18 protein-coding genes, 1 tRNA gene and 1 rRNA gene are annotated in these 24,493 nt (G+C 43.2%); 15 read left to right on the top strand and 5 right to left on the bottom strand.

Annotated features, from left to right (window positions below; all coding sequences use genetic code 11):
• Positions 1-11: 11 nt before the first annotated feature.
• The 6 genes from DP923_RS00105 (at position 12) to DP923_RS00080 (ending at position 9,667) form a co-directional block, all read left to right on the top strand.
• Positions 12-269, top strand: a complete 258-nt coding sequence (locus tag DP923_RS00105; protein WP_112303528.1) for a hypothetical protein — start codon at positions 12-14, stop codon at positions 267-269.
• Complete coding sequence (locus DP923_RS00100) at positions 266-652, top strand: DUF983 domain-containing protein (RefSeq protein ID WP_239020886.1); 387 nt, start codon at positions 266-268, stop codon at positions 650-652. The genes DP923_RS00105 and DP923_RS00100 overlap by 4 nt, the downstream gene beginning before the upstream one ends.
• A 65-nt stretch (positions 653-717) precedes the next feature.
• The gene (locus tag DP923_RS00095) at positions 718-4,422 is read left to right on the top strand and encodes a sensor histidine kinase (protein ID WP_239020885.1); all 3,705 of its coding nucleotides are present in this window, start codon (positions 718-720) and stop codon (positions 4,420-4,422) included.
• Entirely contained in the window at positions 4,419-7,913 is a 3,495-nt protein-coding gene (locus tag DP923_RS00090) for a hypothetical protein (protein WP_112303526.1), read from the top strand. The genes DP923_RS00095 and DP923_RS00090 overlap by 4 nt, the downstream gene beginning before the upstream one ends.
• A 424-nt stretch (positions 7,914-8,337) precedes the next feature.
• Entirely contained in the window at positions 8,338-8,955 is a 618-nt protein-coding gene (locus tag DP923_RS00085; RefSeq protein ID WP_112303525.1) for a hypothetical protein, read from the top strand.
• An 82-nt stretch (positions 8,956-9,037) separates the two neighbouring features.
• Complete coding sequence (locus DP923_RS00080; RefSeq protein WP_112303524.1) at positions 9,038-9,667, top strand: TlpA family protein disulfide reductase; 630 nt, start codon at positions 9,038-9,040, stop codon at positions 9,665-9,667.
• 101 nt (positions 9,668-9,768) lie between these two features.
• Here the strand turns inward: DP923_RS00080 and rfaD are convergent, their stop codons facing one another.
• Complete coding sequence (gene rfaD, locus DP923_RS00075) at positions 9,769-10,737, bottom strand: ADP-glyceromanno-heptose 6-epimerase (RefSeq protein ID WP_112303523.1); 969 nt, start codon at positions 10,735-10,737, stop codon at positions 9,769-9,771.
• 89 nt (positions 10,738-10,826) lie between these two features.
• Here rfaD and DP923_RS00070 point away from each other — a divergent pair, with 89 nt between their 5' ends.
• The 4 genes from DP923_RS00070 to lpxB all read left to right on the top strand — a co-directional run bounded on the left by DP923_RS00070 (position 10,827) and on the right by lpxB (position 14,347).
• Positions 10,827-11,741: an ABC transporter substrate-binding protein gene (locus DP923_RS00070; RefSeq protein WP_239020884.1), complete on the top strand. Its 915-nt coding sequence runs from the start codon at positions 10,827-10,829 to the stop codon at positions 11,739-11,741.
• The gene (locus DP923_RS00065; RefSeq protein ID WP_112303522.1) at positions 11,738-12,745 is read left to right on the top strand and encodes a FecCD family ABC transporter permease; all 1,008 of its coding nucleotides are present in this window, start codon (positions 11,738-11,740) and stop codon (positions 12,743-12,745) included. The genes DP923_RS00070 and DP923_RS00065 overlap by 4 nt, the downstream gene beginning before the upstream one ends.
• Positions 12,746-13,162, top strand: a complete 417-nt coding sequence (locus DP923_RS00060; protein ID WP_112303521.1) for a 6-pyruvoyl trahydropterin synthase family protein — start codon at positions 12,746-12,748, stop codon at positions 13,160-13,162. It abuts the gene before it with no gap.
• Between the two features lie 69 nt (positions 13,163-13,231).
• Positions 13,232-14,347, top strand: coding sequence for a lipid-A-disaccharide synthase (gene lpxB / locus DP923_RS00055; RefSeq protein ID WP_112304733.1), 1,116 nt, complete (start codon positions 13,232-13,234; stop codon positions 14,345-14,347).
• Positions 14,348-14,457: 110 nt separating this feature from the next.
• Here the strand turns inward: lpxB and clpX are convergent, their stop codons facing one another.
• The 4 genes from clpX to DP923_RS00035 form a co-directional block, all read right to left on the bottom strand.
• The gene (clpX, locus tag DP923_RS00050; RefSeq protein ID WP_112303520.1) at positions 14,458-15,681 is read right to left on the bottom strand and encodes an ATP-dependent Clp protease ATP-binding subunit ClpX; all 1,224 of its coding nucleotides are present in this window, start codon (positions 15,679-15,681) and stop codon (positions 14,458-14,460) included.
• A gap of 349 nt (positions 15,682-16,030) precedes the next feature.
• Positions 16,031-16,729, bottom strand: a complete 699-nt coding sequence (locus DP923_RS00045) for a ClpP family protease (RefSeq protein WP_112303519.1) — start codon at positions 16,727-16,729, stop codon at positions 16,031-16,033.
• An 87-nt stretch (positions 16,730-16,816) separates the two neighbouring features.
• The gene (gene tig, locus DP923_RS00040) at positions 16,817-18,139 is read right to left on the bottom strand and encodes a trigger factor (protein ID WP_112303518.1); all 1,323 of its coding nucleotides are present in this window, start codon (positions 18,137-18,139) and stop codon (positions 16,817-16,819) included.
• Between the two features lie 73 nt (positions 18,140-18,212).
• Positions 18,213-18,294, bottom strand: a tRNA-Leu gene (locus DP923_RS00035).
• A gap of 306 nt (positions 18,295-18,600) precedes the next feature.
• Between DP923_RS00035 and DP923_RS00030 the strand changes: the two genes are divergently transcribed.
• The 5 genes from DP923_RS00030 to DP923_RS00005 all read left to right on the top strand — a co-directional run.
• On the top strand, positions 18,601-20,790 hold the full coding sequence (locus DP923_RS00030; protein ID WP_112303517.1) for a RelA/SpoT family protein: 2,190 nt from the start codon (positions 18,601-18,603) through the stop codon (positions 20,788-20,790).
• Between the two features lie 74 nt (positions 20,791-20,864).
• Positions 20,865-21,362 carry a Fur family transcriptional regulator gene (locus tag DP923_RS00025; protein WP_112303516.1) on the top strand — a complete coding sequence of 166 codons (498 nt, stop codon included), beginning with the start codon at positions 20,865-20,867 and terminating at the stop codon, positions 21,360-21,362.
• Positions 21,334-21,684: an STAS domain-containing protein gene (locus DP923_RS00020; protein WP_112303515.1), complete on the top strand. Its 351-nt coding sequence runs from the start codon at positions 21,334-21,336 to the stop codon at positions 21,682-21,684. The genes DP923_RS00025 and DP923_RS00020 overlap by 29 nt, the downstream gene beginning before the upstream one ends.
• Positions 21,685-21,691: 7 nt before the next feature.
• Positions 21,692-22,978 (top strand): adenylosuccinate synthase, encoded by a 1,287-nt coding sequence (locus DP923_RS00015; RefSeq protein WP_112303514.1) that lies wholly within the window; start codon positions 21,692-21,694, stop codon positions 22,976-22,978.
• Between the two features lie 915 nt (positions 22,979-23,893).
• Positions 23,894-24,493, top strand: a 16S ribosomal RNA gene (locus DP923_RS00005); the annotation flags it as partial.

Raw genomic sequence — 24,493 nt, 5'->3', positions numbered from 1 at the left:
CTTTAGTTAAGATGAAAAAGTTTATTCATAAGTTTCTGTTCACGGTTGTAGTAGCTATCATCCTTTCATTTACTACAACGGAAGTATACAGCCAGTGCGCCATGTGCCGGGCTACAGTAGAGTCTAATGTGGGCACAGGTAGTAAAGAGCCTGAATCTGAGGTAGGGTCTGGTTTAAACACAGGTATACTTTACCTGATGACCATCCCATACATTTTGATCGGTACATTCGGATTTTTATGGTATAAGTATAGCCGTAAAAAGGCGTGAGTAGAAAGTCTCTGGTAGGTGCTATTGTAGCTTGTAAATGTCCGCGTTGCCGTAGAGGGGAGGTTTTTACCAACTCGCCGCTTAACATTAGCAAATTCGATCATATGCATAAAACCTGCCCGGTTTGTGGTTTGTATTATGAGATTGAGGTAGGTTTTTTCTGGGGAGCCATGTACATCAGTTATGGATTCTCGGTGGGGGTGGTTTTTCTGGTTGGTATACTATTATATTACCTGGCCAACGACCCGCCGGTTTGGGTTTATGTAGTAACGGTATCAGCTATTGTATTGCTTACAACTACGTTCTTATTTCGTTATGCCCGTATCCTGATGCTTTATTTTTTTGCGGGTGTACAGTATGATTCAAAGTATAACAAGCTCTGAAACCAAACTATAAATGATAGCTTTGGCTTGTAATTTGCTTTCAACCGATACTAAACCTAGCCCTTTTGAATCGAAAGCTAACGCCTTTTGCCCTCCTTCTCCTCTCTATCCTGTGCTTTTTGGCCACAGCGGCACTTTATTTCAATATTTCCTCTGCTAATCTTGCTGCCACTTCCGAAACACGGGTAGAAAGAATAAACGAACGGGTAACTACCAGTATTCATCAGGCCTATTACGAAGCAGATAAACTTAACATTCACCTCAATCAGCAGTTCATTTCGTTTTCCAAATTACTGGAGAAATCAAAATACCCTGTTTTTATTTACCGCGATGGGCAGCTGGTGTTCTGGTCTAATCATATCTTGGTTCCTGAGCTCGATTTCCCTACTGAACTTAGCCAGCCAACAGTTGCTCAAAATCAATACGGGCTTTTTATAGTAGTGCCCCGCCATACACCGGTTTATTCAATTTTCGTGTATGTGCCGCTGCAACTCGATCAGCGGATTCAGAATAAAAATCTGGCTGAGCAACTCGAAGAAGATATTTTAAAGGATGAACAGGTGCAACTCTGGACCGATTATCATTCTCCTTTTCCTAAAGTATATGCACCGGATAATTCCTACCTGTTTTCGCTGGACTTCAGAGCTGGTAAAAATAAAAATGCTTCTACCAGTTTACAGGTTATTTTACTTGCGGCTGGCATCGTGTTATTTATACTTTTCGCATTTACGCTAGCCAGACATTTTATCCGAAAAGGCAAGTATAGCCACGGAATAATTTATTTGCTGGGTAGCCTGGTGCTGTTGCGTGTATTGTTACTAGTATTAAACCTGCCGTTTTCCCTTTCTGAGTTCGAGTTGTTCGATTCGCGTTTGTATGCTGCCTCGCTTTGGTCACCTTCCATTGGTGACCTAGGCCTTAACATGCTCTTGCTGGCTACCATTGCCGGTTCCGGTTTATACTTATTTCTGAAAAACAAAGTAGTTACTCAACTCGATAAACTAGATAAAACGCAAAGCAGGTGGGTTTTGGCAGGTTGTATGGCGGCATTTTATGTGTTGCTGGCTATGCTTTTCCAGTTTTATTACGGTGTTTATCACAACTCACCGCTTGTGCTGGATATCAACCAATCGCTTGAGTTTACAAAGTATAAAGTTGTGATTTATGGTATCATGCTGGTGCATACATTAGCACTCTGCATGTTAACCTATATATTGGCTGTAGTTGCCTCAGTATTGCTCCACCGCGAACATAAGCTGTTGCCGTTTAAAATGTTGGCTGTGCTGGCTATACTTTTTATGTTACTGAGCAGCCTGGTACAGCCTCAGCTTGTTGCTTTGGTTGTCATCGGCATTCTTTTCTGGGCGCTGGTCATCCTGACTGCGCAATACCGTAACACGATCAATTTCCCGTATCGCACATATCTTTTCGTTTTTCTGCTGCTAATGGTAAGCGCCATGACAGGTGCAATTGCGATTTACAGCCATTACCAAAGCGACTTAAAAGTATACAAGCAGGAGTTTGCTTTCAATTTGCAGAAAGATAATGATGTGCTCGGAGAATACTGGCTCGATGAAGTAGCAGATAAGATTGCTTCGGACGGGCTGATCCAGATCAAGATGATGGGCCCTTATGTGGACTCATACTTTATAAAACAAAAAATTACGCGCCAGTACCTCCGTGATTATTTTGATAAGTATGAAACCAACGTCCTTTTATTTGATAGCAAAGGTATTAACCTGGAAAGCGCAGATACCACAGCCGCTACCCTGGAGGAGCTCCTCAGAAAGTATGATACACCTCAAAACCGGACGGAGCGTCAGAATCTGTTTCTGGTAAAAGACCCGAACAGGCTTAACTCCCGCGTTTACCTGAAAATAATTAATGTACCGGTCGGGCCCTGGGCAAAAGGGACTATTGTGTTGCAACTAACGCTTAAGAAACTTTTACCCAACAGCGTCGTGCCAGAATTGTTGGTGCAACAGGAAAATAATAGCCTTTTCCGGATGGATATGCTGAGCTATGCCATTTATAAAGAGGGCCGGCTTCAGTACAGCGAAGGCGAGTATGATTATGCCACCAATTTTAACCGCAGGCTGCCACAGCAGGCAGAGTTTTACAGGCAAGGTGCAAACATTGGTAATTATCACCATTTGGGTATAGCCGGCGAAAACGGGCAAACCCTTGTGGTCACTACGGAAAAGTATGGCGGCCGCGAGGTTCTTTCTAATTTTTCGTTTCTGTTCCTGATGTTTATTGCTGGCCTTTTGATAATCAGTTTTTTATACTTGCTTTTGAATCGCCATAAATTCAGAGAGTTTAAGCCTAATTTTGGTACTAAAATTCAGATCTTCCTCAACTTTGGAATTTTATTACCACTACTGCTTGTAAGTATAACAACAGCCGGACTGGTAACGGCATCTTACAAAAAAGATCTGATGATGCGGTACGAGCAACGCGGCGAGGCAATTCAGGAAAACCTGAGCCGGGTACTTTCCGAGCGGGACATTAACACAAGAAGAAGGCTGCAACGTGAAGTTTCAGAAATAGCTGCTATCTCCGAAACAGACATTAACTTATATGGGCGCAACGGCAGGTTACTGGTTACAAGTCAGCCAATTATTTTCGAAACGGGCCTTATCTCTAAAATGGTAAACCCGAAAGCTTTTGCTGCTATTTCGGAGCGCCAGGCCATGCGCGTATCGCAGCAGGAACATGCTGGTAACCTTTCGTTTAACACCTTATACTTGCCACTCCGAAGCGAGGAAGGCAACCGGGAATTGGCTGGTTTTGTAGGGATTCCATTCTTCGATTCGGAAAAGCAGCTGGATATGAAACTGATCGAGCTCATCACGACGACCATGAATATTTTTACGGTGATGTTCATTTTGTTTATGCTGCTTACCTTTTTTGCGTCGCGTATACTTACAGTGCCCCTGCGTTTACTGGCCGATAAACTGAAACGTACTTCCCTGACTGGTAAAAACCAGATGCTGGCTTACGAGGGCGCCGATGAAATTGGCATGCTGGTAAATGAGTATAACCGGATGCTGCTGACGCTCGAAAAAAATAAAGTGGAACTGGCGATGCAGGAGAAAGAAGCAGCCTGGCGCGAAATGGCAAGGCAGGTAGCCCACGAAATCAAAAACCCGCTTACGCCCATGAAATTATCGCTGCAATATTTGCAGAAAGCCATTGCTGAGCGAAAACCCAATACCGAACAACTGATCGAAAAAATAGCCCATACGCTGATTACACAAATCAATATTCTGAATGACATTGCTACGTCATTTTCTAGTTTTACATCGATGCCTGAACCGAAAGTAGAACAAATGGATGTGGCAGCAGCACTTCAGAAAGCAGCCGATCTACACAACGATCCGGCTACTGCTATGGTTACGACCCAGATTCCGAAAGAGTTGGTGATGGTAATGGGTGACGAAAGTCTGATGGTGCGAACCTTTAATAACTTAATTCTAAATGCGATACAGGCGGTGCCGTCTTCCCGTAAGGCTCAGGTTAAAGTTGCCCTTCAGTTAAAAGAAGACAATACCGCACTCATCTCTATTACGGATAACGGAAGTGGTATACCCGAGGATATCCGGGACAAAGTGTTTATTCCGAATTTCAGTACGAAGTATACGGGCTCTGGTATTGGGCTGGCTGTTGCTAAAAAAGGAATAGAAAATACGGGCGGACGCATCTGGTTCGAAACGCGGGACGATACCGGTACGACTTTTTACATTTCGTTACCGTTAGCAAATGTATGAGATGGCGGAAGTTATACTTCATCGTGTTATTTTTTGTGCTGAGTTTGCCGCTACTGGCGCAACAAAGTATAAATAACCGACGCTGCCTTTGGCTACGAGCCACCTCCGATGCTGTCCTGCTGGATTCCATGACCGTGTCTCCGGAATCAATCACCATAACGCATCCCAAAAAAGAAGCTTTTAAGTATACCTACAACGCAAGCCGAAACGAATTTCGGTTTACCTCGCTGCCTGCACCGGATTCTGTAGCACTTGATACACTGGGCAACTTGGCTTCATTGCCCGATTCTGTGTTGGTGTGTTTCCGGGTGCTGCCTTTAAATTTAGCTAAGCCAGCTTTTAAAAGAGATGTAGCCAAACTGGAACTGAGCGCTTTCAATGATAAGTTTTACCAGGAAGATGTGGGTACGCGCGAAGAAATTTTTAAAACGCCGGGCCTTAATAAAACGGGTTCTATCTCACGGGGAATTTCTTTTGGCAATACCCAGAATGTATTCGTAAACTCGGCCCTGAATTTACAGTTGGATGGCAAACTGACCGATGATATAAGTATAACCGCCGCCATCACAGATCAGAACATCCCTTTTCAGCCGGAAGGTAACACGCAACAGCTCGATGAATTTGATAAAGTATACATTACCCTGAAACACAAGCGCTGGCAATTATCGGCTGGCGATGTGGTGTTGCAGAGCAAGCCTTCATACTTTATGAAGTTTTATAAAAATGTACAGGGCGCTGCCTTCGAGACTATATTGGGTACTTCTCCTGAAAATCGTGGCGTAACGGCAGTAGCGGCTTCTATTTCCAAAGGTAAGTTTGCCTCTCAGGTGCTTGAGCCTCAGGAAGGTGTTTTGGGGCCTTACCGGTTGCGTGGACCAAATAATGAACGCTTTATTATTGTACTAGCCAACTCCGAACGTGTTTTCCTGGATGGCAGGTTGCTCGTGCGCGGCTACGACTATGATTATGTGATCGATTATAACCAGGCTGAAATTACGTTTACGACCCGCCATGTTATCACGCGAAATTCCAGGCTTCGGGTTGATTTTGAATATTCTGATCAGAATTACAGCCGTGGCATTTATCACCTGAGCCATTACCAGCAGCTGAACAAGCTAAACGTTTACGCTAATTACTACAACGAATCAGATAACCCGAATAACCTCCTGAACCTGGACCTGCGCGACGAAGAAAAGCAGTTGCTGGCAGAAATAGGCGATAACCTGGACCAGGCCCTGATTCCGGGTGCTGATAGCGTAGCTTTTGATCCATCTCAGGTATTGTATGCAAGGCGAGATACCCTTTTTAACAATAACCAGCTGCGCGAATCCATTTTTGTGTACTCCACTGATCCGGGTTTAGCTTATTATAATGTGCGTTTTTCGGAAGTAGGCCTGAATCGTGGCAATTATGTAGTGGCTAGTAATGCCGTGAATGGTCGCGTGTACCGTTGGGTGGCGCCGGTAAATGGTGTACCGCAGGGCAATTATGCACCAGTCCGTATCATCCCGACACCCCGAAAAAAGCAACTGATTACTGTAGGCGGAAATTATGAAGTCCGGAAAGGTATAAATTTCTTTCTGGAAGGTGCTGCTTCCCAATTCGATCTCAACCGTTTTTCTGACCTTGATGCGCAGGACGATAATGGAAAAGGGATACGTGCAGGCTACGTTGTTCAAAACCAAGAATTGCCGATTTTAGGAAAGTATAAACTCAACAGCACGCTGAATTACGAGTACACCGATCAGTATTTTGAGCCCATAGACCGGTATCGCCCCATCGAATTCGACCGCGACTGGAGCTTACCAAACTTAGATGAGAAAGCAGAAGACCATATTTTTAATTTTTCGCTAGGAGCCGCCAAAGATGCAGCTAACCTGTACAACTACCGCATCAGCCGCCGTTACCGCGACGAGCAAGTGGATGGCACGCAACATTACCTGGATGTTTTTAAAACTGTAGGCAGATTAGAGCTTCGGAATAATTTTTTTATGCTCAACAGCGAACAACCCGGCGAACGAACCTCAGAATGGTACCGGGGCGATGTGGGAGCAAAGTATAAACTCAGGTATTTTTCGCCGGGTTATGTGTACAGGTTTGATAAAAATAAGATCACAGCCGTAAATTCTGATTCGGTGATAGGCTCTGCGATGTATTTTGAGGAGCACCAGGTTTTTGTGGAAAGCAGCGATTCTGCCCGCACCCGTTTCAGGCTGGATTATAGTTACCGCACCGATTACCGACCTACCACAGTAGGCACATTGGGCCAGCGCGAAGTCGGCCAAACCTACAATGCCACCATGCAAACCCGGCTAGGCGAAGATAATACGTTAGCGGTGCAGGCTACCTACCGCAATCTTGCGTTGCCGGAAAACAAGAATGAAGAAACCGTACAATCGCGGGTAGATTGGAATGCCGGTTTCTTGGATGGAAGTTTCCGGTCTGAGATGAATTATGCTGTTGGAACAGGCCGTGAGCTGAAGAAGATTTTCATTTTCAGGGAAACTTTGCCGGGGCAGGGTACCCATTACCTCCGCGATGGCGGCGACCTGAATAACCTGAACGATTACCTTGAGGCTCAGACTGTAGACCAACGGCGTTATATTAAGATTTTTCTGCCGACAGATGAGTATGTAAATGCTTATACAAACCGTTTTACGTATCGCCTCACCAGCAATGCACCACGCAGTTGGTATTCTCAGAAAGGAATAAAAGGCGCTGTTTCACATTTTTCTACGCTCACGTTTATCAGCATCGATAAAAAGACTACCGACGATAACCTGCGCAACCGCTTTAACCCGTTTAGCCAGAACTACGAAGACGAGGCGCTGATCTCACTTTCCAAATCGTTGCGCAACACGTTATACTTTAACCGTAGCAACCCGAAGTATGGCCTGGAGTATACCTTGCAGCAGAATCAGCAAAAATCGTTGCTGGCTAACGGCACCGAAACCCGCAATGTAGGCAGCCATACGTTGCTGGGTCGCCTGAACCTGAACGAAGTGCTGAGTACCAAACTAAGTATAAACCTGAACCTGCGCGAGAACCGCTCTGATTTTCTGGAATCTAAAAACTTCAAAATAGAATCGAAAGAACTGCTACCAGAACTGGCTTACCAACCAAATGCCAAATTGCGCTTCACGGGTACCTACCAGTTTGCCCGCCGCCAGGATCTTTTATCAACCGCAGAAGCTAACCAAAAAGGCATTTTCCATGAGCTTGGCCTCGAAACAAAGCTGAGCCAGGTAAATAAACGCACACTTGCCGGGCAACTAAAGTATGTGAACATTGCTTACGACGGCGATATGAACTCTTATGTGGGTTATGAAATACTAAACGCCCTGCGCCCCGGCAACAACATGACCTGGACACTTAACCTGCAACAACGCCTGAGTAATGGCCTGAATATTTCGGTTAATTACGATGGTCGCAAAGCAAACGGGGTAGGAGCGGTGCATACCGGGCGGACGCAGGTGTCGGTGTTGTTTTAGATGAGGCACTTATACCGATAAAACCAATTTTCGCAATTTCACCCAGCCTGTCATCCCCTTGCTACTTTTAAAGCGGGAAAAAATATTACATGAGGTCAGGACTAAATATCCTTTACGTTGTTATGTTATACTAATTGCAAATTTTTATTAAAATATTTTCATCCGTGGCGAAGGTGGAAATGTTGCTTTTTGTCTGCTTTTTGCTATATATTTTTTAATTCAAATGCTTGTATATAAATGATGGAGGTGTTTTGTTAAGAGGACTATAGGCGTTTTATCACTGATTTTGAATGTTACTTTTGAGGGCAAACTTTCATTTTTTTAGTAATAAAAGCATATGATATTTGCTATGTAAAATTTAGGACAATATATAATGGTAAGAATTTTTAAACCCTATTTGTTTTGTATACTATGTATACTTGTAATGTCAAGATGCAATAGTGAAAAAGATGTAATATCACCATTAATCGATAATACTAAAGAAGTAGATTCTATTCCAACTAACTTATCGTCTGATAAAGATTTTGCAATGTTTGAGTTGATGTCAAATAAGTTAGTTATTAAAACTAATAAACGACTAAATTCATTAACAAAAGAGGAAAAGAAAAAACATTTTGAAAACCTTAAAAAATTCAGTGCATCTAAAAATTATAGTGCATTAATAAAAGAAATGGGTTTCAGTAACAATGATGAATATATAAGTATAATTACAGGGTTAAAAAGTTCTTATATTAATATGCTTAATAAATATCCATTATTAAGTCATTTAAATGATGAACAAATCGTGCAAATTCTTATAGATGCTAAAAATGATTCTAATAGTACTAAGATATTGAGTTGTTATTCTGAATATTCTGCTTGTTTATCTAGGTCTGAAAAGGTTTACGTTGTAGCTGTTGCTGGTTGTGCAGCTACCAGTGCAGCCCCTATTCTTGCTGCAGGATGCCTTTGGGTTGCGAGCGAATGGTATGACCATGATAGATACAGCTGTATATATGATAGGGTTAATTGTGATTTAGAACGAGTTGAACCAGCTAATTAAATTTGGTTACATTTAGAGTTATAATACTTAAATCAGTAAAAATTAAGAATTTTTTAAGTCTTGGATTATTAAATCATATTAAATGGGCTCTAAAAACTTTATAAAAGGCTTTGCTTCGGGTATTATTTTTATTCTTATATGCTGGGCATGTTTCTATATCGGTAACATGTTTTATTTTAAACCTAAAGCATTTAAAAAAGAGCTAGAAGTTTCGTTAAAACCTCCACCATTATCTAAAGAAAACGAGAAGTTAGATATTTTTTTAAATTCTCAAATAATGCTTAAATATCCTCAGTCTGATACTTTACAATTTAGTAGTAGAAGGGGGGAAGTATTATTTGTAAATCTTTGGGCTACATGGTGTATTCCTTGTATTGCAGAACTTCCCAGTATTACAAGGCTTAAAAATAAGTTGAAGGAAAATGGAAGAGTTAAGTTTTATATCGTTTCAAATGAGACACAAAAGAAGTTATCCACTTTTTTTGAACGTAACAAATTCGATTTGGATAAAACTACTCAGCAGCTTCCATTTTATACTTTGGTATCTGATAGGGAGGTTTTTGATGAACTGGCGTTACCAACTACATTAATTTTGTATAACGGCAAAATAGTTTATAAACATGTAGGAGCTGCTAAATGGGACGATGATCATGTAGTCAGTTATATCAACAATATACTTTCTACTCCTAAATCAGAAAGCAATTCCTTATGATGAAGGTAAAACAAATCATAATTTAAACCATTAGGAAACCAAATCAAAAGCTGTAAAAGCATATTGGTTATGCTTTTACAGCTTTTGATTTAAACCTTCGATTAATTAATATACTCTGCCGGCATCAGATAATTCTGTACATAATCCTTCACGCCTTCCTCTAAAGTATAAAAAGGTTTGTCGTACCCGATAGAACGGAGCTTGTTCATGTTGGCTTCTGTAAAATACTGGTAGTTATCGCGCAGGTTTTCAGGGGTATCCATAAACTCGATGTTCGGTTCTACGCCCATGGCCTCAAATGTATTTAGTGCCAGCGCCATAAACGTGCGTGCCTTGCCGGAGCCTAAGTTATAGATACCGGAGTTTTTGCGGTGCTGCATCAGGAACATACATACATCTACTACATCTTTCACATACACAAAGTCGCGCATCTGCTCGCCATCTGCAAAATCAGGATGGTGCGAGCGGAATAGTTTCATGCTGCCTTTTTCTTTGATCTGGTTATAGGCATGAAAAATTACAGAAGCCATTTTGCCTTTGTGGTACTCGTTAGGGCCATACACGTTAAAGAATTTCAGGCCAGCCCAGAAAAATGGTTTTGCAGTCTGCTCCAGTGCCCAGATATCGAAATCATTTTTTGAATCGCCGTACGGGTTAAGCGGTTTCAGTAGCGGAATTATACTTTCGTCGTCGTTGTAGCCCAGCGTGCCGGAGCCATACGTAGCGGCAGAGGAAGCATACACCAACGGTATCTGGTACTCGCAGCAGGCATTCCATACTTTTTTAGAGTAATTCAGGTTCAGCAGGTCGAATACGTCTTTGTTAAACTCAGTGGTATCGGTGCGGGCACCCAGGTGAAATATGAATTCAACTTCTTCGTAGTTTTTATCCAGCCACTCAAAAAAAGTATCGCGGTCTACAAACTCTTTTACCTTTTTTCCCTTCAGGTTATTTTCTTTTTTAGCGACAGAAAAATTATCTACCACTACAATATCATTAAAATTAGCCTGGTTTAGTCTGCTCACAAGGCAGCTCGAAATAAAACCGGCGGCACCAGTTACTACGATCATAGTTCAGTTTTAAAGCCTGTAACGTAAATTGCTGTAAATTTACAAAAATAAACGGAGCCACGTTTTCAATAGCGGGCCATACTTATACTTTGGAACAGAAGAATAACTTATACTTTATAAGAAGGGCTTTGTTGCCGCTTTGCCTGTTACTTGCTCTTTTTAGCTGTAACCCGAATGAGAAGTCTACTGAAAAGGGTATCATCATATTAAAAGATGACCTCGGCCGCACTCTTACTCTGAAGCGAAAACCCGAACGTGTGCTGCCATTGGCTACATCGATGACGGAAATGCTTTATGCTGTTTGCGATACAGCTTCTATAGTAGGCAGAACCCCGAACTGCGATTACCCTGCAACTGTACTCAGCAAGCCTGTCGTTAATAATTACCCTGTAGATTATGAAGCTATACTTCGGTTAAAGCCGGACCTTGTTTTTACGACCGAGGGCATCACACCTTTAGAAGTGGCTGTCAGGTTAGAAGAACTAGGTATACCTGTTTACTATCAGAAGTATGGTTCTGTAGAAGATGTGTTCCGTGGTCTGGAAGATATAGGCAAGATTATGAACAGAAGCCAGCAGGCAAAATACCTTACAGATTCTCTGCGCCAACAAGTAACTAAGATTAAAGAAAGGCATGCAGGCACTACCAAATTGCAAACTGTATTAGCGATCACTTGGAAAGACCCGATTTACGTGTACGGTCAGAATACCATTTTTACAGATAAACTTAAGATTTTAGGATCCCAAAACGTTGTAAAGCAAGTATATGATCAGCCTTATCCCGCACTTACAAGAGAAAGTATACTTCAGCTAGACCCCGATATATTCATTGGAGGCACACCTGAAGAGTTGGAGAAAGAGTTTTTTACAATGTACCCGGAACTGCGCAAAATTAAAGCGTACCGCACAAAGCGCATGTACGACCCAACCGGCAACCTGATGGAGCGTCCCGGTCCTCGAGTAGTAGAATCTCTCTTGGAACTGGAAAAGTTTCTGTACCCATGAGGCAGGCTTTATACTTTGCCGGAGCCATACTTTTAATTTTGGTTGTGATGCTGCTTGGTTTACAGGTGGGTTCTTTTGAGTCTGATTTTAAAGTAGTTAGCGAAGCCCTTTTTAATTACAATTCAAACGATACAACGCACTTTGCTATCATGCATTTAAGGTTGCCGCGTTTGCTGCTGGCGTTAGTAGTAGGAGCCTCGCTAGCCTTTGCCGGGTACCTGATGCAGGCAATGGTAAACAATGGCCTCGCCGATCCATACTTGCTGGGTACTGCCTCGGGCGCATCACTTGGTGCGGTTATCGTCTTTTTTGGATTTGTGGACATGGTGATAGCCGGAATCTACATGCCACCGGTTTTTGCGCTGTTCGGTGCTTTTATAGTAACATTGGCCGCCGTTGCGCTTGGTTACCGCAAACGCCAGCTTATTCCATCACAGTTAATACTGGCCGGTATTGCGCTTAGCTCTTTAACTACTGCCATTTTAGGCTTACTCACATTTTTATCCGATTCAGAAGGGAAATTGAAATCGGTAATTTTCTGGTCGATGGGGAGTTTTGAGCGTGCCAGTTGGGATATGCTGCCTTACCCGGCGGTGGCTGTAAGTATGGCGTTGCTCTTTTTTGTGTTCTATCAGAAACAACTCAACATCCTTTTATTGGGTGCCGACCGCGCGCAGGCCTTGGGTGTAAAAGTAGCCCGAACACGCTGGGTTATACTTTTAACTGTATCACTGGTCACTGGTTTTGCTGTCGCTTCTTCGGGTTCTATTGGTTTTGTAGGTCTTATCATTCCGCATGTAACGCGTGAGCTGATGGGGTCTACTGGCCGCTGGAACCTACTTTTCTGTGCATTTATTGGTGGTTTTTTTATGCTTCTCTGCGATCTGCTGTCCCGGTTAATTTATCCGCCGGCAGGTTTACCAATTGGAATCATTACTTCGTTTTTTGGTGTTCCTTTCTTCGTATATTTGCTGGTAAGAAAAAGCTACAATTTTAAAGATTAAATGATTTACGTAAGCAGGTTAGAGCACTTTAACGCGGCCCACAAGCTGCACAACCCAAACTGGTCGCTGTCTAAGAACCAGGAAATCTTCGGGCCATGTGCAAATGCAAACTGGCATGGGCACAACTACGAACTTGTTGTTACCGTGAAAGGCAAACCCGACCCGGATACCGGCTTCGTTATCGACCTCAAAAAGCTAAGTACCCTTATCCGTACCCACATCATCGAAAAGGTAGACCATAAAAACCTGAACCTGGATGTGCCTTTTATGGAAGATAAACTGGCGAGCACCGAAAACCTTGTGATCGAGTTCTGGAAAATACTTGCCCCGCAGATAGAGGCAATTTCCAAAGCGAAACTGCACAGCCTTAAACTTTATGAAACTCCGCGCAACTACGTAGAATACTTCGGCGAATAATAGGAGTAGCGCAAGTATAAGTTCTTTCCGTATTATCTGTTGCGGATAGCTGCACACAACCAAAAAAGCATGAAGTATTATATTATAGCAGGAGAGAGGTCCGGAGATCTGCATGCGTCCAATCTTATAAAGCAGCTTCGCCTGAAAGACTCGGATGCGCAGATACGCGGTTGGGGTGGCGAGATGATGCAGGAAGCCGGTATGGAGCTGGTGCATCATTACCAGGAAATGGCGTTTATGGGTTTTGCCGAAGTTTTCAGTAATCTCCGTAAAATACTGGGTTTCCTGAAAGAGTGTAAGGCTGATATAAAGCAATACCAACCTGATGTAGTGATTCTGGTTGATTATGCGGGCTTTAACCTGCGTATTGCCAGGTTCGCCAAAAAGCTCGGCATCAAAGTTTTCTACTACATCTCTCCTAAAGTATGGGCCTGGAACCAGGGGCGTGCCAATACTATTAAGAAGCTCGTTGACCGCATGTTCGTGATTATGCCGTTTGAGGAAGATTTCTATCAGCGGTTTGATTATAAAGTAGATTATGTAGGCAACCCGGTAAACGATTCTGTAACCGACCACGTTGCTAACCCCGATTTCAGAACAAAAAACAAGCTTTACAACAACAAACCTATTATTGCCCTTTTACCCGGCAGCCGCAGCCAGGAAATTGAAAACATGCTGGATGTGATGCTGAGTGTGCTGCCTTCTTTCCGGGATTATCAGTTTGTAGTGGCCGGGGTTTCTAATTTTACACCGGAATATTACGAGCAGTATAACAAGGATAAGAACATCAAGATCATCTACGACCAAACGTATGATCTGCTTTCGCATGCAACAGCAGCGCTTGTTACATCTGGCACGGCTACTTTAGAAACGGCTTTGTTTGATGTGCCGCAGGTAGTTTGCTACAAAACCAGCCCTGTTTCATACTTTATTGGGAAGATGGTAATAAAGGTGCCTTATATTTCTTTGGTTAACCTGATTGCGGATAAACCGGTCGTAACAGAACTGATCCAGGATGATTTTACTGCCAAACGAATAGTTGCCGAACTAAAGCAGATACTATTCGATAAAGTGGCCATGAAAAAACAGAAAGATGGCTATAAACTGGTACGCGAAAAGATTGGTGAGTTTCGTACAGCCGAGCGCGCAGCCGAACTAATGGTAAACTACTTACAGGAAAAATAGCTGGACAAAGTATAAAGCTGTATCATACTTTGCAGCTATTTAAAAATGTGAGTTAAAAGAAAAGGCCCGGTGATTAATTACCGGGCCTTTTCTTTTACTTATAAGTTGTGTTAAGCAACACGCAGCTGCTTTAACGGAGATTTGTCAAATTTTTCGCGGGCGTAGTCGCCGGTAATAGTCAGGTGCTTCGAGCCTTCTTCTGATGGAAGCTCAAACATCGCATCCGTCATAATGCCTTCGCAGATAGAGCGTAAACCACGTGCTCCTAGTTTATACTCTGCTGCACGCTCCACAATATAGGTCAGCGCTTCGTCTTCAAAATCCAGCGTTATATCTTCCATCTCGAACAGGCGCTTGTACTGTTTCAGGATAGAGTTTTTTGGCTCAGTTAAGATGCGGCGGAGCGTTTCGTGGTCGAGTGGGTTCAGGTGCGTAACTACTGGTAAACGCCCGATCAGTTCAGGAATCAGACCGAAGCCTTTCAGATCCTGTGCCGTCATGTACTTCAGGAAGTTTTCGCCTTCTTCAGCTTCATCCAGTTTTGATTTGGAGAAACCGATAGGGCGTGTATTTAAACGAGTTTTGATCAGTCTGTCGATACCAACGAAAGCGCCACCGCAGATAAACAGTATGTTTTCCGTATTAACAGTGATCATTTTCTGTTCCGGATGCTTACGTCCGCCTTGTGGTGGTACATTTACGACCGTACCTTCCAGCAATTTAAGGAGCGCCTGCTGTACACCTTCGCCGCTTACATCGCGTGTAATAGACGGGTTATCGCTTTTGCGGGCAATTTTGTCAATCTCATCAATGTATACAATGCCACGCTCCGCTGACTCTACATTGTAATCGGCAGCCTGCAACAAGCGGGTAAGTATACTTTCTACGTCTTCGCCTACATAGCCGGCCTCTGTTAATACAGTTGCATCCGCAATACAGAAAGGTACCTGCAGGATACCAGCCATCATGCGGGCCAGGTAGGTTTTGCCTGTACCTGTTTCGCCTACCATAATGATGTTTGATTTCTCGATTACGACATCTTCTGCATCAGCAGGCTGCATTAAGCGCTTGTAATGGTTATAAACAGCTACCGACATCACTTTCTTCGCTTCATCCTGGCCAACCACAAACTGATCAAGGTAGTCCTTCATCTGCTTCGGTTTCATCAGGTTGAACTTAGGCGTACGCGTGTTAGCACGAATCTTATTTTCCTCGTTCAGTATTTGTTGTGCCTGTCCGATGCAGCGGTCGCAGATATGTGCATTTATACCGGAAATCATCACCGATACATCTTTTTTATTTTTACCGCAAAATGAGCAGGTTATTTCAGCCATGGCTAACGTTGATCCAAAGGTTAAAGTGCTTTTTTGAAAAGACACAAAACAAAGGTACTAAATTGTAATCTTATACGTACACAAAATTTTTAACACAAATGTTGCATAAGCAGTAAAACTTAACTAAAGATTTCAGAATCTGAATTTTTTAATTTTTGTATAAATAACTGTTATACAGTTATTTATAATTTAGTTGTTCCTGCGAATTACTGTGGAAAAATTATTCGTAGGATTTCACTTTAGGGGTAAAATGCTATTCTGAAAGAGGCGTCGTTTACCTTATCAGCATAAAAAACCCGCCCTCTGGTAAAAGGCGGGTTTTAAAGTTAATACAATTTTTGAAATGGTGTTATGCTTTCTTACGAACCAAAACTTCATCAATCAAACCATACTCTTTCGCTTCATCAGCTTTCATCCAGTAATCGCGGTCAGAGTTATCATATACTTCCTGATAGCTTTTGCCAGAATGGTCTGCTAAGATTTCGTACAGTTCTTTTTTCAGCTTCAGGATCTCACGTGCTGTGATCTCAATATCAGAAGCCTGGCCCTGGGCGCCGCCCATTGGCTGGTGAATCATGATACGCGCGTGGGGTAGGGCAGAGCGTTTGTTTTTAGCGCCACCTGCCAGCAATACCGCACCCATAGATGCTGCAAGGCCTGTACAGATCGTTGCTACATCCGGGTTTACATACTGCATGGTATCATAAATACCTAAGCCGGCATAAACAGAACCACCCGGGCTGTTGATATAAAGCAGGATATCTTTTTTAGCATCAGCAGACTCTAGGAAAAGCAGCTGCGCTGTAATGATATTGGCAATAAAATCATCTACCTGTGTGCCCAGGAAAATGATCCTGTCCATAATCAGGCGGGAGAATACATCGATCTCACGGAAGTTTGTAGGGCGCTCCTCAATTACGGAACGTGTCATACTTTCTACAGTATGCATCAAGCGGCCTTCTACATGGTTCATATATTGGTCTACGCCCAGGCCACTCATGCCCTGGCCTTTCACGGCAAATTTGCGGAACTCGTCTTTGTTAAACATAGTTTGTTTAGGTTTACGATTTTATCAAAAATAAAAAAGTCCTTTTAAAAAAGGACTTTTTTAGTAATAAAGTTTTAGAACGTTTTATTAAAACGCCATATTTCTAAAGTCCTCTGCTGTTATTTTCTTATCTACAACAGTCATCTCCTCTTTAAGTTTAGCAAGTACTTTTTCGGTTAACAGTTGCTCGTACTCGTTAATGTAGTTACGGCCGTTATCCTGCTGCAGGTGCTGCTGCGCATAGTTTTTCATACTTTCTTTCAGTTCTTCAGGAACTTCCGGCATGTTAAACTGAGCAAGCATCTTGTCCATAGTAGCTTCCATTACTTCGTCGTTGCTTACTTTCAGGTCGTGCTGCTCAACAACCTTATTCTTGATCATAGACCACTTCAGCTCTTTTACATAACGGTCGAAGTTCTCATCGATCTGCTCAGAAGTCAATTTGCCTTCGTTTGTTACAAGCAACCAGCGCTTGAAGAACTCAGCAGGGATTTCTACATCAACATTATCCACTAACGTATCAATAATATTACGGTTTAGCAGGTTGTCAGCTTCTTTGTTATAGTTTTCCTCAATCGTTTCACGGATCTTGGTATTAAAGTCTTCTTCAGTGGTTACTTCGTCTTTACCGAAAAGCTTATCAAACAGCTCCTGGTTTAACTCTGCAGCTTCTGTGCGGCTGATCTTATCTACTGTAAATTCGAATTCACCATTCAGGTCAGCAACAACATCTTTGCTCAGGCCGGTTACGTGGGCAAGGGCAGCGTTATCATCACCAAATGTTTTACGAAGATCAAAGCGGATTACATCACCTTCTTTAACACCTGTAAATTTATCCTGGCCATCCACGATGCGTGTAGTTGGGATAAGCGTTTTAGAAACGAAATCGCCTTCTACCTGCTTCAGTTCACCAGCAATAAAGTCGCCTGCTTCAGAAGCTTCCGGGTTAGTGGTTTTGCCGAACTGGCGCTTCAGGTTTTCGTAAGCCTCGTCCATTGTTGTTTGGTCAAGCTCTACGGTGTAACCCTCTACGCTTTTATCTAACGGAAGGTTGATTTCCGGTAACAGGCCAACCTGGTAGTTAAATTCGAATTCCTTCTGGTTGTCCCAATCAATGTCAGACTGGTTTGGATCTGGAAGCGGCTCACCTAAAAGTTTTACATCGTTTTCACGGATATACTTGGAGATTTCTTCCTGAAGCACTTTGTTGATCTGCTCTACCAGAATGCTTTTGCCATACATCTTTTTTACCAGTCCGGCAGGCACTTTGCCCGGTCTGAAACCTTTGATCTGGGCTTTCTTGCTATATTCTTTTACCTGCTGGTCAACTTTAGAGGCGTAATCAGATTCTTCTAATACTACCTTTAGTTGCGCGTTGGTGCTGTCGGTTTGGTTTAATGTAATATTCAAGGCTGCAAAAATTTATGTTGAAACATCTTGTAAAAACAAACCCCCAACATGGCTGTTGAGGGTTCTGTTTGTGTGCGGATGGAGGGACTCGAACCCCCATGCCTCGCAGCGCTAGATCCTAAGTCTAGTGCGTCTACCAATTTCGCCACATCCGCATAATGTGTGCTGGTTTTTTATGATGGTGCAAATTTAAGAACGCGAATCTGAATTGCAATAGTTTTCGCAAAAAAAAGTTAATTATTTTTCGTTGCCCAAGTATAAAAGTATAAATATTGCGCTAACTTATTGAGAGTCAAAGCTTGTTTGTTTTAGCCCTACACGACTGTTGCTTGCTTGTGAATAACTCTTATATTTGAAACTTATAACCTAACAGCTTTCCTTATAAGTATAACCACTGGCTGGCCTGTCTTTTTTATGTTGTACAGGCAGATAGCCTACTTCTTTATTCGCTTATTAGTACTATGATTGATCCGGAAGCAGAACGCAAAGAGATCTTAAGACATTACCGAAGACTTCTGAGGCACGCCAAACCTTTCCTGAAGGATAACGATGCCAAAATAATTAAGAAAGCTTTTAACACATCTTTAGAGGCGCACAAAGACATGCGTCGTAAATCAGGGGAGCCTTACATACTTCACCCGCTGGCGGTTGCCCAGATTGCGGTAGAGGAAATTGGTTTAGGCACCACTTCTATTGTAGCTGCTCTGCTGCACGATGTGGTGGAAGATACCGAAATGGAGACGGCTGATATCGAGCGTGAGTTCGGTACAAGTGTGGCCCGTATCATTGAGGGTCTGACAAAAATATCCGGTGTATTTGATTACGGCACCTCACAACAAGCCGAAAACTTCCGCAAAATGCTGCTGACGCTTTCGGATGATGTGCGCGTTATACTTATAAAACTGGCCGACCGCCTGCACAACATGCGTACCCTGGACGGGATGCCGCGCCACAAGCAGCTTAAGATTGCTTCGGAAACCATGTACCTGTATGCGCCGCTTGCACACCGTTTGGGTTTGTATGCGATCAAATCAGAACTCGAAGATCTATACTTAAAGTATACCGATACCGAAACGTACAAGGATATTTCCAATAAGATCAGGCAGACGCGCATTGCCCGTACCAAGTTTATCAAAGACTTTACTTCTCCGATAGAAGATGAACTGACCAGGCATGGCTTTAAATTTACCATCAAAGGCCGGCCAAAGTCCATCTATTCTATCCTGAAGAAGATGAAAAAGCAAAACATTACCTTTGATGAGGTATATGATCTGTTTGCCATCCGGATTATACTGGATGTACCCGTAGAGAATGAGAAAGCAGCTTGCTGGCAAGTATACTCTATTATAACAGACTTTTACCAGCCAAACCCTGACCGCCTCCGCGACTGGGTGAACACGCCAAAAGCCAACGGATACGAATCGCTGCACACAACAGTCATGAGCAAATCTGGGCAGTGGGTAGAAGTGCAGATCCGGACCAAGCGCATGGATGAGATAGGGGAGCGGGGCTACGCAGCACACTGGAAGTATAAAAGTGGCAGCACAACCTCAGAATCCGGTTTGGAGCAATGGATAAACAAAGTGCGCGATATGCTGGAAAACAACACGGCCAACGCACTGGAGTTTATGGATGAGTTCCGGAAGAACCTGTTTGTAGAAGAAGTGTTCGTATTTACGCCAAAAGGCGAACTGATCATACTTCCAGACAAAGCCACTGCGCTGGATTTTGCTTTCGAGATTCATACCCAGATCGGGATGCAATGCCTGGGCGCTAAAGTAAACCAGAAACTGGTGCCGCTTAGTTATCAGCTTAAAAACGGCGACCAGGTAGAGATACTAACATCGCATAAGCAAAAGCCAAACGAAGAATGGCTGCAATATGTAGTGACTTCCAAAGCCCGGTCCAGGATAAAAGATGCGCTGCGCGAAGAGCGTAAGCATACTTCAGAGCTTGGCCGCGAAATGCTGGAGCGCCGCATGGCCCAAATTAAGATGGCCGAAACCCAGGTGAACATTAATAAGCTGATGGCTTTCTTCAATGTACCCACGCTGCAGGACCTGTACTTTAAAATAGCATCCGGTGTTATCGATATTAAGAATATAAAAGAAGTGATTTTTACTTCTGTGGCAGATAAAGCCCACTCGATGCTGGAGCCAAAATCGTTTGACAAGGAAGTACAGAAGCGCAGAGGTATAAATTCGGATATGCTCCTGATCGGGGAACATACTTCTAACATGAACTATAAGATATCGACTTGCTGCAACCCGATTCCGGGAGATGATGTGTTCGGTTTCGAAACCGGCGACGAAGATATAGAGATACACCGTACCAATTGCAAGCATGCTATAGAGCTGATGTCTAACTTTGGTAACCGCATCATCAAGGCTAAATGGACAGATCAGAAAGAGTTGGCTTTTCTGGCAGGTATCCGCATCAAAGGTTCCGACAGAATGGGTATTGTAAATGATATTACCAAGATCATATCAACAAGCTTAAAGGTAAACATGCGTTCTATTACCATAGACTCGAACGATGGGATGTTTGAAGGGAATATAATGGTGTTTGTGAATGATACAGCCCACCTCGAAAGTATGATCCAAAGGCTGGCCCGGGTAAATGGTGTGTTAACAGTAGAACGTTTTGACTAAATGCTTGTTAAGAGTATAGAGGTAAAACTTTAATGAGGCAGAGTATCCTCGCCTAATTATTAGAAGTATAAAAGATGGCAATAAACCCAGTAAGATTCGAAGAAGTTAAAAAAATATTTACCGCATACTTAGAAAGCAAAGGGCTTCGTAAAACACCGGAGCGTTACGCTATATTGGAGGAGATCTATTCCCGCGACGGGCACTTTGATGTGGAATCACTCTATATAAGTATGAAAAACAAAAATTACCAGGTGAGCCGGGCTACAGTATATAATACCTTAGACCTGCTCGTAGAAAACGACCTGGTAAGCAAGCACCAGTTTGGCCGTAACCTGGCGCAGTACGAGAAATCGTATGGTTTCAGGCAGCACGACCACGTTATTTGTACCGAGTGCCACAAGGTAGTTGAGTTCTGCGACCCGCGCATCCACAATATCCAAACGATGGTAGGCGAGCTGTTGAATTTTCATATCTTGCACCACTCCCTTAATTTATATGGTATCTGCGGCGATTGCCGCGCCAAAAAAGCTACAATAGAGCAGCATGAAGTTTCAGATAGAGCCCAAGGATAATATTTTTTATATCCGGCTGCATGGCAAACTTGTAGCTGGCCCCGAAACCCAGAAGATGATGGAAGAAGTAGACATGCTTATTAATGAGCCCGTGCTGCTTTGTGCTGTCGATCTGTCGGATGTAAAGTTTATGGATAGCAGCGGAATGGGCGTTTTAGTATCGTTACTTACCAAGTTCAGGAATAGGGGCGGAGAGTTGGTTTTGATCAAGCCTTCCGATCATATTCGGAAACTTTTAATCGTAACAAAGCTAAATGCTATCTTTACTATCGCAGAAAACGATAACTTCGCAGCGCAATTTCTTAAAGAATCAAATTTTTAAAGTATAAATGGCAGTTGATATACTATTAGGTCTCCAGTGGGGCGACGAAGGAAAAGGTAAGATCGTTGACGTACTGGCTCCAACCTATGACATTGTTGCCCGATTCCAGGGTGGTCCGAATGCAGGGCATACACTTGAGTTCGAAGGAACCAAGCACGTATTACATCAGATTCCTTCCGGTATCTTTCACCCGCATATCCAGAATGTGATTGGCAACGGCGTTGTGCTGGATCCTATTGTGTTCAAAACAGAGATGCAGAAGTTAACGGACCGGGGCGTAAATGCAGCCGATAACCTGTTCATCTCAAAAAAAGCATCGCTTATACTTCCATCGCATAAAGTGCTGGATAGAGTATCGGAAGAAGCATTAGGCAGCGGCAAGATCGGATCTACCCTTAAAGGGATTGGTCCTACCTACCAGGATAAAGTAGGCCGCGTTGGTTTACGCGTAGGCGATATTCTGGCAGACGATTTCCAAGACCGGTACGACAGGCTGGTAACGCGCCACCGCAAGATGGTGGAGTTCTATGGCCAGAAGCTCGAGATCGAAGCAATTGAAAAAGACTTCTTCGAAGCTGTAGCCTATCTTAAAACACTAAAGCTCGAAGACACCGAGTATCTGTTAAACGATGCGCTGAAAAATGGCAAGCGTATTTTAGCAGAAGGTGCCCAAGGATCTTTACTGGATGTTGATTTTGGTACGTACCCATTTGTAACATCATCAACCACGCTAGTGGCAGGAGCCTGCACAGGTTTAGGTGTATCGCCACATCATATAGGAGAAGTATACGGTATCTTTAAAGCGTATTGTACGCGTGTAGGCAGTGGCCCATTCCCTACAGAGCTTTTAGACGAAGAAGGAGAAGCAATCAGGCAGGCTGGAAGAGAGTTCGGTTCTACAACAGGCAGACCACGCCGTTGCGGCTGGGTAGATCTTCCGACCCTGAAATACTCTATCATGCTGAATGGCGTAACGCAGCTTAACATGATGAAAGCAGATGTATTGACTGATTTTGATACTATCAAGGTTTGTACACATTATAAACTGGCTTCAGGCGAACTAACAGACAGGTTACCTCATTCTTTGGATGGGGAAAGTATAGAACCAATATATACAGAGATGCCAGGTTGGAAAGTAGAGCTGAATAAAATTGAGCAGTTGGAAAACCTTCCGGAAGCATTTAATAATTACTTATCTTTCCTGGAAGAGCATTTACAAGTTCCGATCACAATCGTATCGGTTGGCCCAGACAGAAAAAGCACGATAAAGCGAGAAGGTATAACAGTTAATTAATAAAGTATAAATTCTAAAAAGAGAAAGGCCTGGCTATTATAGCCAGGCCTTTCTCTTTTTAGAATGAAGTAATAGAGCTTAAAAGGAGACTAAAAGTATAAGAGTAAAGTATGGGAGAAGTAACCTTGAAATTAATCTAATTGAAAATTAAGGAGTTAGTAAAAAGAGAGATATTTCTGCCCAAAAACCTTTCCTAAGCTCCTTGCATACTCAGCAAGTTTTTTTACTTTTGCAACCCGGTTCGGCAGGAGCTGGGGAGTAGGCTAGAAGCTAACACAGGCTGTAAAATAAAATTTGGGTTAGGTGTTGCAACTTTAAAAAAGGGTTGTACCTTTGCACTCCGCTTCATAAGGAAGGGGTTTTAGCTGCAGAAAAGCTTTAAGCGAGAGTTGCTGATTGGTTTTCGGGCCGGTTGACAGGGTTAGAAAAAAGAGCAGAAATTTAATTTTAGTTCTTGTAAGTTTGAAACTTCTGCTTACCTTTGCAACCCGCTTGAGAGTGAGCGAAACAAGTACTTCTTCAGGCGGCAGGCCGGGAGAAAAAAGAAAAAAAACTTTTTTAAAAAGGTATTGCAAAAGGGAAAAGAGTTTGTACCTTTGCACTCCGCAAACGTAGCTGACAGGGCTACGGAAGCGAAAAAAGAAAGTTTAAAAATAAATCAATTAAAGTTTGGAAGTTAGAAAATAACTACCGACCTTTGTTCCACGGCACAGAGAGTGCTAACGGAAAAACATCGAAAGATGACAGGCTAGAACAACAGGTTCTAGGTAAGTTCTTTGAGTGATTGCTTAAGATAGAATAAAGAAAAAGAATAGGTAAATCCGGGCAGGCTGATTTGAAAAGATCACCTGCTTAGTTTCTCTTCGGAGAAAAGGAAAAAGGCCGGGATCGGACAGACACATTTAAAATTTTTTTACAATGGAGAGTTTGATCCTGGCTCAGGATGAACGCTAGCGGCAGGCCTAATACATGCAAGTCGAACGAGATCAAGAGCTTCGGTTCTTGGTTTAGTGGCGCACGGGTGCGTAACGCGTATGCAACCTACCTTCTATTGGGGGATAGCCTTCCGAAAGGAAGATTAATACCGCATAACACCATGACCTGGCATCGGGATATGGTTAAAGCTGAGGCGATAGAAGATGGGCATGCGTGCCATTAGCTAGTTGGCGGGGTAACGGCCCACCAAGGCGACGATGGCTAGGGGTTCTGAGAGGATGGTCCCCCACACTGGTACTGAGACACGGACCAGACTCCTACGGGAGGCAGCAGTAGGGAATATTGGGCAATGGTCGAGAGACTGACCCAGCCATGCCGCGTGCAGGATGAAGGCCTTCTGGGTTGTAAACTGCTTTTATCAGGGAAGAAAACGCTCTTGCGAGAGTAACTGACGGTACCTGATGAATAAGCACCGGCTAACTCCGTGCCAGCAGCCGCGGTAATACGGAGGGTGCAAGCGTTGTCCGGATTTATTGGGTTTAAAGGGTGCGTAGGCGGCCCGTTAAGTCAGCGGTGAAA

It is taken from the genome of Pontibacter arcticus (genome assembly GCF_003284895.1).
In the GTDB taxonomy this organism is placed as follows: domain Bacteria; phylum Bacteroidota; class Bacteroidia; order Cytophagales; family Hymenobacteraceae; genus Pontibacter; species Pontibacter arcticus.
The sequence above is the reverse complement of the archived record's forward strand: the minus strand, read 5'-3'. Positions and strand labels throughout refer to the sequence as shown.

Excerpts from the sequence above, each read along its gene's own strand:
- DP923_RS00045 (WP_112303519.1), bottom strand. The coding sequence starts at position 16,729 with ATGTTTAACAAAGACGAGTTCCGCAAATTTGCCGTGAAAGGCCAGGGC.
- DP923_RS00060 (WP_112303521.1), top strand. The coding sequence starts at position 12,746 with ATGATTTACGTAAGCAGGTTAGAGCACTTTAACGCGGCCCACAAGCTG.
- DP923_RS00090 (WP_112303526.1), top strand. The coding sequence starts at position 4,419 with ATGAGATGGCGGAAGTTATACTTCATCGTGTTATTTTTTGTGCTGAGT.
- lpxB (WP_112304733.1), top strand. The coding sequence starts at position 13,232 with ATGAAGTATTATATTATAGCAGGAGAGAGGTCCGGAGATCTGCATGCG.
- DP923_RS00020 (WP_112303515.1), top strand. The coding sequence starts at position 21,334 with ATGAAGTTTCAGATAGAGCCCAAGGATAATATTTTTTATATCCGGCTG.
- DP923_RS00105 (WP_112303528.1), top strand. The coding sequence starts at position 12 with ATGAAAAAGTTTATTCATAAGTTTCTGTTCACGGTTGTAGTAGCTATC.
- DP923_RS00080 (WP_112303524.1), top strand. The coding sequence starts at position 9,038 with ATGGGCTCTAAAAACTTTATAAAAGGCTTTGCTTCGGGTATTATTTTT.
- rfaD (WP_112303523.1), bottom strand. The coding sequence starts at position 10,737 with ATGATCGTAGTAACTGGTGCCGCCGGTTTTATTTCGAGCTGCCTTGTG.
- DP923_RS00085 (WP_112303525.1), top strand. The coding sequence starts at position 8,338 with ATGTCAAGATGCAATAGTGAAAAAGATGTAATATCACCATTAATCGAT.
- clpX (WP_112303520.1), bottom strand. The coding sequence starts at position 15,681 with ATGGCTGAAATAACCTGCTCATTTTGCGGTAAAAATAAAAAAGATGTA.
- DP923_RS00030 (WP_112303517.1), top strand. The coding sequence starts at position 18,601 with ATGATTGATCCGGAAGCAGAACGCAAAGAGATCTTAAGACATTACCGA.
- DP923_RS00015 (WP_112303514.1), top strand. The coding sequence starts at position 21,692 with ATGGCAGTTGATATACTATTAGGTCTCCAGTGGGGCGACGAAGGAAAA.
- DP923_RS00065 (WP_112303522.1), top strand. The coding sequence starts at position 11,738 with ATGAGGCAGGCTTTATACTTTGCCGGAGCCATACTTTTAATTTTGGTT.
- DP923_RS00025 (WP_112303516.1), top strand. The coding sequence starts at position 20,865 with ATGGCAATAAACCCAGTAAGATTCGAAGAAGTTAAAAAAATATTTACC.